16 protein-coding genes are annotated in these 15,227 nt (G+C 67.1%); 6 read left to right on the forward strand and 10 right to left on the reverse strand.

All coding sequences use genetic code 11. The features are described from left to right. Position 1 precedes the first annotated feature (1 nt). Positions 2 to 1,456 carry a Fe-S cluster assembly protein SufB gene (gene sufB, locus RBT54_RS06985; protein ID WP_320365522.1) on the reverse strand — a complete coding sequence of 485 codons (1,455 nt, stop codon included), beginning with the start codon at positions 1,454 to 1,456 and terminating at the stop codon, positions 2 to 4. 1 nt (position 1,457) lies between these two features. After that, on the reverse strand, positions 1,458 to 2,030 hold the full coding sequence (locus RBT54_RS06990; RefSeq protein ID WP_320365524.1) for an SUF system Fe-S cluster assembly regulator: 573 nt from the start codon (positions 2,028 to 2,030) through the stop codon (positions 1,458 to 1,460). 209 nt (positions 2,031 to 2,239) lie between these two features. Here RBT54_RS06990 and RBT54_RS06995 point away from each other — a divergent pair, with 209 nt between their 5' ends. Both RBT54_RS06995 and RBT54_RS07000 read left to right on the forward strand, forming a co-directional pair. Then, positions 2,240 to 2,452: a hypothetical protein gene (locus RBT54_RS06995; protein ID WP_320365526.1), complete on the forward strand. Its 213-nt coding sequence runs from the start codon at positions 2,240 to 2,242 to the stop codon at positions 2,450 to 2,452. Beyond that, the gene (locus RBT54_RS07000; protein WP_320365528.1) at positions 2,445 to 3,008 is read left to right on the forward strand and encodes a sterol desaturase family protein; all 564 of its coding nucleotides are present in this window, start codon (positions 2,445 to 2,447) and stop codon (positions 3,006 to 3,008) included. Before RBT54_RS06995 ends, RBT54_RS07000 begins: the two co-directional genes overlap by 8 nt. 23 nt (positions 3,009 to 3,031) lie before the next feature. Here RBT54_RS07000 and gstA read toward each other — a convergent pair whose 3' ends face one another. From gstA to RBT54_RS07025, 5 genes are all read right to left on the reverse strand, one after another. Then, the gene (gstA, locus tag RBT54_RS07005; RefSeq protein WP_320365529.1) at positions 3,032 to 3,637 is read right to left on the reverse strand and encodes a glutathione transferase GstA; all 606 of its coding nucleotides are present in this window, start codon (positions 3,635 to 3,637) and stop codon (positions 3,032 to 3,034) included. 72 nt (positions 3,638 to 3,709) lie between these two features. Then, on the reverse strand, positions 3,710 to 4,159 hold the full coding sequence (gene dtd / locus RBT54_RS07010; protein ID WP_320365531.1) for a D-aminoacyl-tRNA deacylase: 450 nt from the start codon (positions 4,157 to 4,159) through the stop codon (positions 3,710 to 3,712). Between the two features lie 44 nt (positions 4,160 to 4,203). Further along, positions 4,204 to 4,623 (reverse strand): type II toxin-antitoxin system VapC family toxin, encoded by a 420-nt coding sequence (locus tag RBT54_RS07015; protein ID WP_320365533.1) that lies wholly within the window; start codon positions 4,621 to 4,623, stop codon positions 4,204 to 4,206. Next, positions 4,620 to 4,877: a FitA-like ribbon-helix-helix domain-containing protein gene (locus tag RBT54_RS07020; RefSeq protein ID WP_320365535.1), complete on the reverse strand. Its 258-nt coding sequence runs from the start codon at positions 4,875 to 4,877 to the stop codon at positions 4,620 to 4,622. The genes RBT54_RS07015 and RBT54_RS07020 overlap by 4 nt, the downstream gene beginning before the upstream one ends. Before the next feature lie 682 nt (positions 4,878 to 5,559). Then, positions 5,560 to 6,831 carry an O-acetylhomoserine aminocarboxypropyltransferase/cysteine synthase family protein gene (locus tag RBT54_RS07025; protein ID WP_320365537.1) on the reverse strand — a complete coding sequence of 424 codons (1,272 nt, stop codon included), beginning with the start codon at positions 6,829 to 6,831 and terminating at the stop codon, positions 5,560 to 5,562. A 177-nt stretch (positions 6,832 to 7,008) separates the two neighbouring features. Between RBT54_RS07025 and RBT54_RS07030 the strand changes: the two genes are divergently transcribed. The 3 genes from RBT54_RS07030 (at position 7,009) to RBT54_RS07040 (ending at position 9,197) form a co-directional block, all read left to right on the forward strand. Then, the gene (locus RBT54_RS07030; RefSeq protein WP_320365539.1) at positions 7,009 to 8,199 is read left to right on the forward strand and encodes a class I SAM-dependent rRNA methyltransferase; all 1,191 of its coding nucleotides are present in this window, start codon (positions 7,009 to 7,011) and stop codon (positions 8,197 to 8,199) included. 67 nt (positions 8,200 to 8,266) lie between these two features. Beyond that, positions 8,267 to 8,782: a hypothetical protein gene (locus tag RBT54_RS07035; protein ID WP_320365541.1), complete on the forward strand. Its 516-nt coding sequence runs from the start codon at positions 8,267 to 8,269 to the stop codon at positions 8,780 to 8,782. Positions 8,783 to 8,813: 31 nt separating this feature from the next. Next, positions 8,814 to 9,197, forward strand: a complete 384-nt coding sequence (locus RBT54_RS07040) for a hypothetical protein (protein WP_320365543.1) — start codon at positions 8,814 to 8,816, stop codon at positions 9,195 to 9,197. Positions 9,198 to 9,215: 18 nt separating this feature from the next. Here the strand turns inward: RBT54_RS07040 and RBT54_RS07045 are convergent, their stop codons facing one another. Then, positions 9,216 to 9,854, reverse strand: a complete 639-nt coding sequence (locus tag RBT54_RS07045; RefSeq protein WP_320365545.1) for a pyridoxamine 5'-phosphate oxidase family protein — start codon at positions 9,852 to 9,854, stop codon at positions 9,216 to 9,218. 92 nt (positions 9,855 to 9,946) lie between these two features. On the opposite strand from RBT54_RS07045, the gene RBT54_RS07050 reads away from it, so the two are divergent. Next, positions 9,947 to 11,431, forward strand: a complete 1,485-nt coding sequence (locus RBT54_RS07050; RefSeq protein ID WP_320365547.1) for a PLP-dependent aminotransferase family protein — start codon at positions 9,947 to 9,949, stop codon at positions 11,429 to 11,431. Between the two features lie 96 nt (positions 11,432 to 11,527). On the opposite strand, the gene katG is transcribed toward RBT54_RS07050, so the two are convergent. Both katG and RBT54_RS07060 read right to left on the reverse strand, forming a co-directional pair. Continuing rightward, the gene (gene katG, locus RBT54_RS07055) at positions 11,528 to 13,702 is read right to left on the reverse strand and encodes a catalase/peroxidase HPI (RefSeq protein ID WP_320365550.1); all 2,175 of its coding nucleotides are present in this window, start codon (positions 13,700 to 13,702) and stop codon (positions 11,528 to 11,530) included. Positions 13,703 to 13,972: 270 nt separating this feature from the next. Next, positions 13,973 to 15,130, reverse strand: a complete 1,158-nt coding sequence (locus tag RBT54_RS07060; protein WP_320365552.1) for an iron-containing alcohol dehydrogenase — start codon at positions 15,128 to 15,130, stop codon at positions 13,973 to 13,975. Positions 15,131 to 15,227: the final 97 nt, after the last annotated feature.

Genomic DNA, 15,227 nt, shown 5'->3' on the forward strand with positions numbered 1-15,227 from the left:
CTTAGCCGACGCTGCCTTCGAGGCTCACGCCCAGCAATTTCTGTGCTTCCACCGCGAACTCCATCGGCAGTTCCTTGAACACCTCGCGGCAGAAGCCATTGACGATCATCGATACCGCGTCCTCGGCGCTGATGCCGCGCTGCATCGCATAGAACAACTGGTCTTCACCGATGCGGGAGGTGGTGGCCTCGTGCTCGACGTGGGCCGTGGGGTGGCGCACCTCGATGGTGGGGAAGGTGTGCGCCGCGCAGCGGTCGCCGATCAAGAGCGAATCGCACTGCGTGTAGTTGCGCGCGCCCTCGGCCTTGGGCGTGATCTTGACCAGGCCGCGGAAGGTGTTGCTGCCGCGCCCGGCCGAGATGCCCTTGCTGAGGATGGTGCTCTTCGTGTTGCGCCCCATGTGGATCATCTTGGTGCCGGTGTCGGCCTGCTGCAGGTTGTTGGTCAGCGCCACCGAATGGAAGTCGCCCACCGACGAGTCGCCGCGCAGGATCACGCTCGGGTACTTCCAGGTGATCGCGGAGCCGGTCTCGACCTGCGTCCAGGAAATGTGCGAGCGTGCGCCGCGGCAGTCGCCACGCTTGGTGACGAAGTTGTAGATGCCGCCCTTGCCGTCCTTGTCGCCCGGGTACCAGTTCTGCACGGTGGAATACTTGATCTTGGCGTCGTCGAGCGCGATCAGCTCGACCACCGCGGCGTGGAGCTGGTTCTCGTCGCGCATCGGCGCGGTACAGCCTTCCAGGTAGCTCACCGACGCGCCTTCCTCGGCGATGATCAGCGTGCGCTCGAACTGCCCGGTGTCGCGGGCGTTGATGCGGAAGTAGGTCGAGAGCTCCATCGGGCACTTCACGCCCTTGGGGATGAAGACGAAGGAGCCGTCGGAGAACACCGCGGAATTCAGCGCGGCGTAGAAGTTGTCCTCCGGGGGCACCACGGTGCCGAGGTACTGGCGCACCAGCTCCGGGTGTTCCTTCACCGCTTCGGAGAAGGAAGAGAAGATCACGCCGTGCTCGCCCAGCTCCTTCTTGAAGGTGGTGGCCACGCTCACCGAGTCGAACACCGCATCCACCGCCACGCCGGCCAGGCGCGCGCGCTCGTGCAGCGGCACACCGAGCTTCTCGAAGGTGCGCAGCAACTCGGGGTCGACCTCGTCCAGGCTCTTGGGGCCGTCCTTCTTCGACTTGGGCGCGGAGTAGTAGACGATGTCCTGGAAGTCGATCGACGGAAACTGCACCGCGGCCCAGGTGGGCGGGCGCATCGTCAGCCAGTGGCGGTAGGCTTGGAGGCGCCAGTCGAGCAGCCATTCGGGCTCGCCCTTGCGCGCCGAGATGATGCGGATGACGTCTTCCGACAGGCCCTTGGGTACGGTGTCGGTCTCGAGCGTGGTGACGAAGCCGGCGGCGTAGTCCTGTTCCAGAAAGGCGCCGATGGCGTCGCTGCGGGAGGGGGCGTTCATGTCAGATCTCCTGGTCGTCTGCGCGCGTACTGGGGATGCATGCGGGGGGAATGCACGCGGCGGCTGGGCGACTGCCGGCGCTTGTAGGGCCGTGCAGGCGATGTTCGGTGGATGCGCCGGCGGCTGTCGTGTCGTTGTTTGGGCGGAGCCGGGCGAAGGGCGAGTTGTTCTGTGGATGGACCATGTCGGCGACGGTCACGGCCTGCAGGGCCTGGCGAACCACGGTGTTGATGCGCAGCCAGTTGTCGCGGATCCGGCAGTCGCTTTCCATGCTGCACACGCCGGTGCTGGCGCTGCATTCGGTGAGGCCGAAGGGGTGGTCTTCGAGCGCATCGATGACGTCGGCCACGCTGATCTGCGCCGCCGGGCGGCTGAGCGCGTAACCGCCGTGCGCGCCGCGCTGGCTTGTCACGAGGGTATGGCGGCCGAGCGTCTTGAGGACCTTGCTGACGGTGGGCAGCCCGAGCCCGAGCGCGTCGGCAAGCCCCGTGGCGCTGTGCACACGGTCCGGCAAGCCCGCCATGTGGGCGAGGATGAGGGTGCCGTAGTCGGTGAGTTTGCTGATGCGCAGCATGTGGGTCTGCCTGATCGCCTGTCGATGTGGCTTAAAAGTACTAAAACGGTACTGTATAGTCAAGTGCTCGCGCGGAAGGTTCCACGCACTGGGCGACTGGGAAGCGAGGTCGCCGCTTCTGCCGAGCGCAGCGACTATCATGAAGACGAGCAATGAAGACTTGGCCGGACAACGGGTGACGCCCAGCCGGCCGGTCAGGAGAGACACGGATGGAACCACGCATCGGACAGCGCTACACGATCCGGCTGTGCAGCGGCGAGCTGCGCTGCTGGCGTTTCGAGGGCGTAGACGCGCGCGAGCTGGGATGGTGGCGTGACGTGGACACCGGGCTGAGCTTTTCGGAGGCCACCCTGATGTACGCATGGCAGATAGCGGATGAAGTCGGCGCCGACGTGTCGGCCGAAGGAGTTCACCGTGGCTGAGGCCGCAGGCAATCGGCTGGCGCTTGGCTATCCGGGATCACTCGTGGTGTCGGGGGCGGGCATGTTGCTCGCGGGCTACGTACTGGCGGAAACCGGGCTGCCGCCATGGCTGGCGCTGGCGTTGATGGTGGGCGGTTTCGTGCTGTGGACGCTGCTCGAATACCTGCTGCACCGGTTCGTGCTGCACGGACTGTGGCCGTTCAAGGCCTGGCACGAGCTGCACCACCGCTTGCCGGACGAGCCCATCCGGATCCCGCTCGCGTTCAGCGTGCCGCTGGCGCTGGTGATGTTGATGGCGCCCACGCTGCTGCTGCGCAACGTGGCGCTGGGCGCTGCGCTTGCGATCGGCCTGCTGGCGGGCGAGATCATCCAGGAGGTGGTGCATGAACGTCTGCACCGCGGCAGCGCGGGTGGCGACCTCAGTGACAAGGGCAGGGGATGGCTCGCGGTCCGGCGCCGGGAGCATGGTTTTCACCATACGCAGGACGCGCGACGGGCGTTCGGTACGCTGAGCGGCTTCTGGGACCGTTTTCTGGGCACCGCGCCGCCACGCTGAAGGCCGGGCGGCACGGTGGGACATCAGGCCGCCTGCTCGGCCTTCAGTGCGGCCTGCACCGCCGGACGTGCGGCGACGCGGTCGACGAAGGCGGCGAGGTTGGGCCACTTCGCCAGATCGATCTTGATGAATTTCATCCAGCCCAGCACGGTGAACAGGTAGCCGTCGGCGACGCTGAAGTCCTCGCCCGTCAGGTAGGGCTTGCCTTCGAGCTGCGCGTTCACGTAAGCGAGGCGGCGCTCGAGGTTGGCGCTGGCGATCTCCTTCCACTCCTTGCCCGAGGCCGGATTGAAGAAGGGGCTGCACGACTTGTGCAGCTCGGTGCCGATGAAGTTGAGCCACGACTGCAGGCGATAGCGCTCGATGGTGCCGTTGGCGGGGGCGAGCTTCTTCGCCGGGGCCTGGTCGGCGATGTACTGCACGATCGCCGCGCCCTCGGTCAGCAGCTCGCCGCTGTCGAGCAGCAGGGCCGGCACGTAGCCCTTGGGGTTGCTCTTGGTGAAGTCGGCGCCGCTGGCGGTGATCTTGGTCTTGAGGTCAACGACCTCGGTCTCGTAGGGCAGACCGGACTCCTCCAGCGCGATGTGGGGCGAGAGCGAGCAGGCGCCGGGTTTCAGGTAGAGCTTCATGGAGTGTTTCCTTCTCTGTGGGGGAGGGGGAGGCTGATTCTGTGTGACGCGGATTGCCGCCGTGCGTCTGCTTCAGACCGGCGGGGCGATGCGCAGCGGGACTGTGACCGGGCCGTCGTTGATGAGTTGCACCTTCATGTCGGCGGCAAAGCGACCGGTCTGCACCAGCGGGTGCGCGGCGCGCGCGCGGGCGACGAAATGCGCGTAGAGCGCCTGGCCGGTGTGCGGGTCGGCGGCGTTGGTGAAGCTCGGCCGGTTGCCGCCCGAGGTGTCGGCGGCGAGGGTGAACTGGCTGACGATGAGCAGGCCGCCTTCCACGTCCTGCACCGAGCGGTTCATCTTGCCGGCGTCGTCGGCAAAGATGCGCAGCTTGAGCATCTTCGCCAGCAGCTTGTCGGCCTCGGCAGTCGTGTCGCCGCGCTCGGCGCACACCAGCGCGAGCAGGCCATGGCCGATCTCGCCGATGATTTCGCCATCGACGATCACGCGCGCTTCGGAGACGCGTTGCAGCACTGCGAGCATCGGGAATCCTTACGAGAGGGGTGGCGAAGTGCGCTGCGAGTCCTTCAATGCGCCCAGGGGTCGATGACTGCCAGGCCAGCCGCCTTGAACGGGCTCGTATCGCGCGTGGTGACCATCAGCCCGCGCGCGGCCGCGGTGGCTGCGATGGAGCCGTCTGCGTTGCCGATCGCAAGGCCTGCGGCTCGTGCCCGAGCCATCAGCTCACCGTAGGCTTTCGAGGCGTCCAGGTCGAAGGGTAGAACGCGCCCGGCAAACGCCGGCAGCACTTCGCGTTCCAGGCGCTCCTGGTAGATCGTGCGGCGCTTGCCTTCGGGCATCGCCGCCAGCCCAAAGCGCAACTCGGCGACGGTAATGGCGGACAGAAAGAGGGTTTCCACGACCTGGGCGTCCATCCAGGCCAGCACCTTGGGATCGGGCGCAACCCGCCACAACTCCGACAGTACGTTCGTGTCGACGACGATCATTCGAAGCGCATCGGCGGGGCCGGGGTCTTGTCACGCGCGTTCTCGAAGAAAGCGAGCTCCTCGTCGGTCAGCCCGCCCGCCTCGCGGGCGATCGAAGCCAGCAGCGTCCCGAGCTTCAGGCGCCCCTCGGGCTTCGCCGCCTGCTCGAGAATGTCGCGTACCTCGGCTTCGGCGCTGCGGCCATGCGTGGCTGCGCGAACGCGGATGGCGCGATGCACCTCGTCAGGGATGTTTCGTACGGTGATGGAAGGCATGTTGCAAAGCCTCGTACTGATTGATTTGATTGCACTTTAGTTTAATGCTATCAGTGGTGCAAGGCCGACGTTCCTGGGGGTAAGGGCGATCGTGGTCTGTCCCCTATTCCCCCGCCCGTTCGACTGTCATGACGGATTGTCTTGAAAAGCATGGTTGGTATAGAGATCGACTACGCCTCGAAGCTCTTCAGTCGTGATTCCTTTTCCACACTTGATATGCGCTGATATCCATTGAACATTCGCAAATCGTATCTGCTTTCTGCGAGGGGTTTCGTTTTCAAGAGACTTACTTCCATAGGCATGAAGACATATTTGTAGGATTAAGTCGGCTGTTTATTTTTCAGCCTCTGTGCACGATGGGTGTAGCTTAATTTTCTTAACTATATTTGGCTTAGCTTCAATGGATGTTTTCTCAACTTCACTGATTATAAACTTCGCAAAATCGGGTCGCCATAAAGATAAAATTGTAGAAAATTAAAGGGCTGGGCGCACTTTATTAGCATCCATGCTCGTCAATGCCGCCGTTTGAATCCGTTAAATAAAATTTTAAAAAATTTGATTACTAGCTTTTCAATTATTGGCGTTATTGCGGGATGTAGCGGCACTCTTTAGCCAATCCGGGACAGATCACGGTTTGCAGCGAAGCCGCAATCTGTCCCGTTCAGGCGCCTTCACTACTTGATCAAACTCCCGCCAGCGCCTGCTCCAGATCCTCAATGATGTCGTCGATATGCTCGATGCCGATCGACAGCCGCACCATGTCCGGCGACACCCCAGCCTTGGCCATTTCCGCGGGCGACAACTGGCGGTGGGTGGTCGAAGCCGGATGGCAGGCGAGCGACTTGGCGTCGCCGATGTTGACCAGGCGGGTGATGAGCTTGAGCGCGTCCTGGAAGCGGCCGCCAGCTTCGAATCCACCCTTCACCCCGAACGACAGGATGCCCGAGGCGCGCCCGCCCATGTACTTCTGCACCAGGCCGTGGTCGGCGTGGTCGGACAGGCCGGCGTAGTTCACCCATTCGACCTTGGCGTGCGCCTTCAGGTACTCGGCCACCTTCACCGTGTTCTCGCAGATGCGGTCCATGCGCAGCGCCAGGGTCTCGACGCCTTGCAGGATCAGGAAGCTGTTGAAGGGCGAGATGGCCGCGCCCATGTTGCGCAGCGGCACCACGCGCGCGCGGCCGATGAAGGCTGCGGCGCCCAGGGCCTCGGTGTAGACCACGCCGTGGTAGGACACGTCCGGCTCGTTCAGGCGCTTGAAGCGCGCCTTGTGCTCGGCCCAGGGGAACTTGCCCGAATCGACGATGGCGCCGCCGATCGAGTTGCCGTGGCCGCCGAGGTATTTGGTGAGCGCGTGCACCACGATGTCGGCGCCGTGCTCGAAGGGGCGGCACAGGTAGGGCGAGGGCACGGTGTTGTCGACGATCAGCGGCACGCCGGCCTTGTGCGCGATCTCGGCCAGGCGGCCGATGTCGGTGACGTTGCCGAGCGGGTTGCCGACCGACTCGCAGAAGATCGCCTTGGTGCGCTCGTCGATCAGCGCAGCGAAGCTGTCCGGGTCGCGGTAGTCGGCAAAGCGCACCTGGATGCCGAACTGCGGCAGGGTGTGGGCGAACAGGTTGTAGGTGCCGCCGTACAGCGTGGAGGCCGAGACGATGTTGTCGCCGGCTTCGGCGATGGTCTGGATGGCGTAGGTGATCGCCGACATGCCCGAGGCCACGGCCAGCGCGCCGATGCCGCCTTCGAGCTCCGCGACACGCTGCTCGAGCACCGCGGTGGTCGGGTTCATGATGCGGGTGTAGATGTTGCCCTGCACCTTGAGGTCGAAGAGGTCCGCGCCGTGCTGGGTGTCGTCGAAGGCGTACGAGGTGGTCTGGTAGATCGGCACCGCGACCGCCTTGGTGGTCGGATCGGGCGAATAGCCGCCGTGCACGGCGATGGTTTCGAGCTTCATGTGTCAGGTCTCCCCTTGGGTGAAAGTGCGGGGGAGTATAGCCAGCGCGGGCGGGATGACGAAATGGCGGGGAGTGCGGTGGATTGGTTCGCGCCATGTGGGTTCGCGCTATGGGCCAAGCTGCAGTGAGCCGGTACACTCCGCGGCCTGACTCACCCGATCTCTCCGGAACCCCTCATGGCCCAACTCATCCTCCACCCCGGCAAGGAGCGCTCGCTGTTCCGCCGCCATCCCTGGATCTTCGCCGGCTCGGTCGATCGTCTCGACGGCCGTGCGCGCCCGGGCGACACGGTGACGGTGGTCACCGCCGAGGGCAAGGCGCTGGCGCGCGCGGCGTGGTCGCCGGAATCGCAGATCCGTGCGCGGGTGTGGAGCTTCGACGCCGAGGCCGTGATCGACCACGCCTTCTTCAAGCGCGCGGTGGCGGCGTCGGTGGGGCGGCGCGCGGCGATCCCGGCGCTGCACGGGCAGGAGGGCATGCGCCTCATTCATGGCGAATCCGACGGTCTTCCGGGCGTGATCGCCGACCGCTACGGCGACGTGGTCGTGCTCCAGCTCACCAGCGCGGGCGCGGACAAGTGGCGCGAGGCGATCGTCGCCGGCCTGGTGCAGGCCACCGGCTGCGCGGCCGTTTATGAACGCTCGGACTCCGAGGTGCGCGGCCTTGAAGGCCTGGAGCCGCGAGTCGGCTGTGCGCACGGCGAGCTGCCCGCGGGCGGGCTCACCATCGTCGAGAACAGCGTGCGCCTGGAGGTGGACGTGGAGGGCGGCCACAAGACCGGCTTCTACCTCGACCAGCGCGACAACCGGCTCCTCACCGGCCAGCTCGCCGCCGGGCGCGCGGTGCTCAACTGCTTCTGCTACACCGGCGGCTTCTCGCTGCAAGCGCTCGCGGGCGGGGCGGCGTCGGTGCTGTCGATCGACTCCTCCGGGCCGGCGCTGGAATCGGCGCGCCGCAACGTGGCGCTCAACCCGCAGCTCGACGCCAGCCGCGCCGAATGGCAGGAGGCCGACGTGTTCAAGGCGCTGCGTGCGTTGAAGGAAGAGGGCCGCAAGTTCGACCTGATCGTGCTCGACCCGCCCAAGTTCGCACCCTCGGCGGCGCATGCCGAGCGTGCCGCGCGCGCCTACAAGGACATCAACCTGTTCGGCTTCCGCCTGCTCAACCCGGGCGGCATCCTGATGACCTATTCGTGCTCGGGCGGCATCGGCCAGGAGCTGTTCCAGAAGATCGTCGCCGGCGCGGCGATCGATGCCGGCGTCGACGCGCGCATCCTCTACCGGCTGTCGGCCGCGCCCGACCACCCGATCGGGCTGGCGGTGCCGGAAGGCGAGTACCTCAAGGGGCTGGCCTGCCAGGTCGGTTGAGGGTGCCGGATCGCCGCGCCTCAGGCATCATGGCGCGCTTGATAACGTAACCGGCAGATAGGCCCCCATGTATCCGATCCACGACACCGACGCGCAGTTGCTACTGGCGACCCTGATCGCAGCCAAGAGGCGGCCTGCCGCGCTGACCGATATTGTCGCGGCGGCCGAATTCATGGGTTTCCCGGTGACCGCGCCCGGCGCGTGGGCGACGGCGTTCGATCGCTTCTTCACCCACGGCCTGCTGGCCGCGGCGGGCGAGGGCTACGTGCTGACGCCTGCTGCCGTACAACTGGTCGAGGGCCTGCCCAAGAAGGCGGAGGCCGACGAGCGCGTCTTCCTCGTGCGCGAGCGGCTGGCGGCCTGGAAGCCGGTGGCCGAGCACGCCGGAGCCGAGCACGCCGGAGTCGCGATCAGCGCTGCGCACTTCGAGGCCGCGCTGCAGGACCACGCCAAGCTGGCGCAGCAGGGTGGAAAGAACCTGCTGATGCCCAAGCCCAAGCGCGACGAGGAGGACGAACGGCGCCGTCCATACGGCCGCCGGCCTGCCGGCAACCGCTTCGGCAACCCCCGCCGCCGCCCTTGACTGCGCAGCCATCTACCAGGAGCGCGGCCGGATGATCCCGCCCGCTGCAACCCCGCCGCCAGCCGACAGCCGCGGCTCCCGCGCTGCGCTGATCTTTGCACTGACGGCCGAGCGCCTGTCGCTGTGGTACGAACATGGCCAGTGGCCCACCGAGGCGCAGGGCGCCACGCTGGCCGCGGACTGGCTGGCGCGCACCCGGCGCAACCTGCCCCTGGCCGAGCGCCGCCACCTGTCGGATCTCAGTGACCAGCTCGCACGCCGGATCGCCGGCTCGCTGTCACGCGAGGCGGGGCTCTACACGACGCACGAGATGATGGAAGCGCTCGATGCGAACTACGAGTCCGAGCTCGGGCAGTCGCTGATGCTCGAGTGCGAGCGTCTGCTCGACGCCGATCCCGTTCCGGATCAACCATAGGCGCACAGGCCGCGCCCCTCACCCGAACCGGGTGGGGGGCGCCTCGCGCCCCACGCTGTCGGCTTCGGTCACCGGCTCGCCCGTCACCGAATGCAAGGGGATCACGCCCGCCCACACCGGCCAGTCAAGATCTTCCGTGTCATCCGACACACCCCAGTCGCGCACCTTGGCCGAGGCCTCGGTCAGCGCGATCCGCAGCAGGCCGGTGGCGTTCAGCTCCTTGTCGGTGATCGGGCGCAGGGTGTCCCAGCGTCCGGGGTAGAGCCCCTCGATGAAGGTGCGCAGGCTGCCGAGCTTGTGATCGGCGTCGGTCACCCGCTCGAAGCGGCCATACACCACGACGGAGCGGTAGTTCATCGAGTGATGCATCGCCGAGCGCGCCAGCACGAGGCCGTCGGCCAGGGCGATCGTCACGCAGGCTTCGCCTTCAGTCAGCGCTTTCAGCATGCGCGTGGCCTTGGCGCCGTGGATGTACAGGTGATCGCCCTCGCGCCAGTGGATGGTCGGGATGGCATGCACCGCGCCGTCGATCTGGAAGGCGACGGTGCAGATCATCGCCGCATCGACGATGGCGGCGACGCGGTGGGCGTCGTAGTGGGCGCGTTCGGGCAGGCGGCGCACGCGGGTGCGCGCGGATGGGGCGGCGGGCTTGTTCATGGCGGGAGTGCTCCGGCAGGTCGATGAGACCATGGTAGATTTCCGCTGGTGCCTTCCGTAGTGCCACGCGACGCATCGATCATGGAGCCACGATGGACTTCGACTGGCTGCTTTCCGAGCCGCTGCCCGCGGGTGTTCCGCGTCAGCGCGTGCTGTACCAGCGTCTGCGCGCAGCGATCCTGAGCGCTCGCCTGCCCGCCGGCACAGCGCTGCCGGCCAGCCGCAGCCTGGCGGCGGCCCTGGGCATTGCGCGCAACACCGTGTTGTTCGCCTACGAGCAGCTCGTCGCCGAGGGCTGTCTCGTCGCCGACCGCCAGGGGACCCGCGTCGCCCGTCTGCCGGTCCGCGCCGAACCCCGCGCGGCGGCAAGGCACCGCACAGGCGCAGCGCTGCATCTGTCGGCGCGTGCCGCCACCGCGCTGCCGCCGGAGCCCGTGCGCGACGCCCAGGCGCTGCCGTTCTCGCCCGGGGTGCCGGATTTCGGCGCCTTTCCCTTCCGCGCCTGGCGTGCGTGCCTCGAGCGCACCTGGCGCGAGGTCGGCTGGCGACAGCTCGGCTATGCCGCGCATGGTGGCGATCCAAGGCTGCGCGCGGCGCTCGCCGGCCACCTCGGCAGCGTGCGCGGCCTGGCGGTCGATGCCGCGCAGATCGTCATCACCAGCGGCACCCAGGCCGCGCTCGACCTCTGCGCGCGGCTGCTCGCCGACCACGGCGACACCGTCTGGGCGGAAAACCCCGGCTATCTGGCGGCGCGCGTCGCCTTCGGCCTTGCCGGGCTGACGGTGCATGACGTCGCGGTCGACGGCGAAGGGCTGGCCCCCACCGCAGACGACTGGCGCGCCCATCCGCCGCGCCTCGTCATGGTCACGCCCTCGCACCAGTATCCGACCGGCCGCGTGATGTCGCTGGCGCGCCGTCTCGCCCTGATCGAGCGTGCCCGGCTCGCGGGCGCCTGGATCGTCGAGGACGACTACGACAGCGAATTTCGCCGTGGCGGCCCGGCGCCGCCGGCACTGTTTGGCCTGCAGGCCGATGCGCCGGTGGTGTACGTCGGGACCTTCAGCAAGACGATGTATCCCGGCTTGCGCCTCGGCTACCTCGTGCTGCCGCAGGCCATCGCGGCCGACTTTGCCCGCGCCGCAGTGCTCGCCACGCGCGCGGGGCAGGGCATCGAACAGCATGCGCTGGCCGATTTCATCCACCGTGGCCATTACACCGCCCACCTGCGCCGGATGCGCGTGCGCTACAGCAGTCGGCAGGCGGCACTGCGTGACGCCCTGCAGCGCGCCTTCGGGCCCGGGCTGGTGCTGTCTGGCGGAGAGGCCGGCCTGCACCTGGTGATGTGGCTGCCCGCCGGGACGCCGGACATCGCGGTGGCGCAGCAGGCCGCACAGATGGGCCTCGGGGTGCGTGCCCTGTCTGCCTACGCCCGGCCGCCGGTGAGCTGCAACGGGCTGGTGCTGGGCTATGGCAACCTCGATGTGGACGCCGTGGCCGGGGCGGTGGCACGTCTGAAGCAGGCGGCTGAGAGGGCGGGCGCCGGCTCGGACGGACTTCTGCGATCGCCGACCGGGTAGGCGGCCCTCGTCCCACGGGCCCAAGGCTGAAAAGACGCCGCCCGCAGGGCGTCGAAACGCGTTGCGGGCGGCGGGTGGGCGCGAAGGCGCGGGGGCTTAGCTCAGGTCGAAGCGGTCCGCGTTCATGACCTTCGTCCACGCGGCGACGAAGTCACGCACGAACTTCTCCTTGCTGTCGTCCTGGGCGTAGACCTCGGCATACGCACGCAGGATGGCGTTCGAGCCGAACACCAGATCGACGCGGGTCGCGGTCCACCTGGTGGCACCCGACTTGCGATCGACGATGGCGTAGCTGTTGCGCCCGGTCGGCTTCCACATGTAGGCCATGTCGGTGAGATTGACGAAGAAGTCGTTCGTCAGCGCACCGACGCGGTCGGTGAACACGCCGTGCTGGCTGCCTCCGCAGTTGGTGCCGAGCACGCGCATGCCGCCGATCAGTGCGGTCATCTCGTGCGCGGTCAGGCCCATCAACTGCGTGCGATCGAGCAGCATCTCCTCGGGCTGGACCACGTAGTCCTTCTTCTGCCAGTTGCGGAAGCCGTCATGCAGCGGCTCGAGCACCTCGAAGGATTCGACGTCGGTCATCTCCTGCGTCGCATCACCACGACCCGGCGCAAACGGCACGTCCACGCTGAAGCCGGCGGCCTTGATCGCCTGCTCGAGGCCGACGTTGCCACCGAGCACGATCACGTCGGCCACGCTGGCGCCGGTCTCTGCGGCGATCTTCTCGTACGCCGCCAGCACCTTGGCCAGCCGCGCCGGCTCGTTGCCTTCCCAGTCCTTCTGCGGGGCGAGGCGGATACGCGCACCGTTGGCGCCGCCACGGTAGTCCGAGCCGCGGAAGGTGCGGGCGCTGTCCCAGGCGGTGGCGACCATCTCGCCGACCGACAGGCCGGCGGCGGCGATCTTCGCCTTCACCGCGGCGATGTCGTAGTTCTTGTTGCCGGCGGGCACCGGGTCCTGCCAGATCAGGTTTTCAGCGGGCACGTCGGGGCCGATGTAGCGTGCCTTCGGGCCCATGTCGCGGTGGGTGAGCTTGAACCAGGCGCGCGCGAACACATCCTCGAAGTAGGCCTGGTCATTGCGGAAGCGCTCGGCGATCTTGCGGTATTCGGGGTCGAACTTCAGCGCCATGTCGGCGTCGGTCATCATCGGCTTGCGGCGGATCGACGGATCTTCCACGTCCACCGGCATGTCTTCCTCGGCGATGTTGACCGGCTCCCACTGCGAGGCGCCGGCCGGCGACTTCTGCAGCCACCAGTCGTGCTTGAACAACATGTCGAAGTAGCCGTTGTCCCACTTTGTCGGATTCGTCGTCCACGCGCCCTCGATGCCGCTGGTCACGGCGTCGCGGCCGATGCCGCGGGTCTTGTGGTTCATCCAGCCAAGGCCTTGTTCTTCAATGTCGGCGCCTTCCGGCGCCGGGCCGAGGTTGGCCGCGCTGCCGTTGCCGTGCGCCTTGCCGACGGTGTGGCCGCCGGCGGTGAGTGCGACGGTCTCTTCGTCGTTCATCGCCATGCGGGCGAAGGTGATGCGCATGTCGCGGGCGGTCTTGAAGGGGTCGGGCTTGCCGTCCACGCCCTCGGGGTTCACGTAGATCAGGCCCATCATCACCGCGGCAAGCGGGTTCTCGAGGTCGCGCTCACCCGAGTAGCGCGAGCCCTCGCTGCCGCTGGGGGCGAGCCATTCCTTCTCCGAGCCCCAGTAGGCGTCCTTTTCGGGGTGCCAGATGTCCTCGCGGCCAAAGGCGAAGCCGAAGGTCTTGAAGCCCATGGACTCGTAGGCGATGTTGCCGGCGAGGATCATCAGGTCGGCCCAGCTCACCTTGTTGCCGTACTTCTTCTTGATCGGCCACAGCAGGCGGCGGGCCTTGTCGAGGTTGCCGTTGTCGGGCCAGGAATTGAGCGGTGCGAAGCGCTGGTTGCCGGTGCCCGCGCCGCCGCGGCCGTCCGCGATGCGGTAGGTGCCCGCGGCATGCCAGGCGAGGCGGATCATCAGGCCGCCGTAGTGGCCCCAGTCGGCCGGCCACCAGTCCTGGCTGTCGGTCATCAACGCAGTCAGGTCTTTCTTGAGCGCGTCGACGTCGAGTTTCTTCAACTCTTCGCGGTAGTTGAAGTCCGGGCCGAGCGGGTTGGTCTTGGTGTCGTGCTGGTGGAGGATGTCGAGATTCAGCGCCTTCGGCCACCACGCCATCACCGAATTGCTCGCGGCGGTGTTGCCGCCATGCATGACAGGGCATTTGCCGCCGGTCTGGGGGTCGTGTTCACTCATGTGCATCTCCTTTTTGTAGCTTCGTTGGCCGTGGATCGAGAACGGCGTTGGCAAGCGGGCGGCACGGGTGCACCCGCTTCCGGAAGGGCTGCAGGGGTTGTTTCCCGGCCCTTGTTTGGTACTCACGACTGCAGACTAGCAAAAGCCGGGCACTTGCGAGTCAATGAGCATCATTGCGGCAGACTATTTTATTTTGTTGCACTGCAAACAAAAAGCTATTCCCGCGGCGCAGCTTCCTCGGTCGCCAAGGTCTCCAGCGCCGTACCGTGCTCACAGGCAGGCCGTGACGATGCGCCGGCTCATGGCCAGATCCACCGCGCGGTCCTCGCCGAGCTTGACCATCCGGTGCGCCTCGAGCTGGGCGACGATGCGATCGACCGCGTCGGCACCGATGCCGTAGTCGGCAAGCCGGGTGCGGACGCCGAGCGACTCGAAGAACGCGCGCGTCTGCGCAATGGCCTGGTCGATGCGCGCGTCCTCGTCGTCCGCGCGCAGGCCCCACACCCGATCGGCGTATTGCAGCAGCTTGGCGCGCTTGAGGTCGCGGCGCACGTCGAGCAGGTTCGGCAGCACCACCGCCAGCGTCTGCGCGTGGTCGAGGCCGTAAAGCGCGGTGATCTCGTGGCCGATCATGTGCGTGGCCCAATCCTGCGGCACACCGGCGCCCACCGCGCCATGCAGCGCCTGGGTGGCGGCCCACATCAGGTTGGCGCGCACGTCGTAATCAGTCGGGTTCGCCAGCGCTTGCGGGCCGGTCTCGATCAGCGTCAGCAGCAGGCTCTCGGCGTAGCGATCCTGCACCGCTGCGTTGGCCGGCTGGGTCACGTACTGCTCCATGATGTGCACGAAGGCATCGACCACACCGTTGGCGATCTGGCGCGGGGGCAGGGTGTAGGTCTTGACCGGGTCGAGCACCGCGAAGCGCGGGAAGAGCAGCGGGTTGCCGAAACCGAGCTTGGCCTGCAGCGCCTTGCGGGTGACGACCGCGGCGCAATTCACCTCGGAGCCGGTGGCCGGCAGCGTGAGCACGGCGCCGATCGGCAGTGCGGTGGTGATCTGCTTGCCGCGGGTCTCGAGGATGTGCCAGGGGTCGCCCGGGTAATCGACTGCGGCGGCGACGAACTTGGTGCCGTCGACCACCGAGCCGCCCCCCACTGCGAGCAGGAAGTCGAGCTTTTCGCGGCGGATCTGCTCGACCGCCTTCATCAAAGTCTCGTAGGTCGGGTTGGGCTCGATGCCGCCGAAGCGCTGGAACCTGCGGTCTCCCAGGGCGGCCTCGACGTCCGCCAGCGTGCCGTTGCGCTCGGCGCTGCCGCCGCCGTAGAGCACGAGTACGCGGGCGTCGGCGGGGACGAGGTCGGCGAGGCGGGGGATGCTGCCCTCGCCGAAGACGATGCGGGTCGGGTTGTAGTACTCGAAATTGTGCATGGCGTTCCTCTCGCGCGCGGTATGGCGCGGTGATTCATCGGAAAGGGGCTGCGCCCCATGAGCGGGCGACGACCGTGCCGAGGATAGAACAGACCCG

Origin of the sequence: Thauera sp., assembly GCF_034003485.1 — a bacterium.
GTDB lineage: Bacteria > Pseudomonadota > Gammaproteobacteria > Burkholderiales > Rhodocyclaceae > Thauera.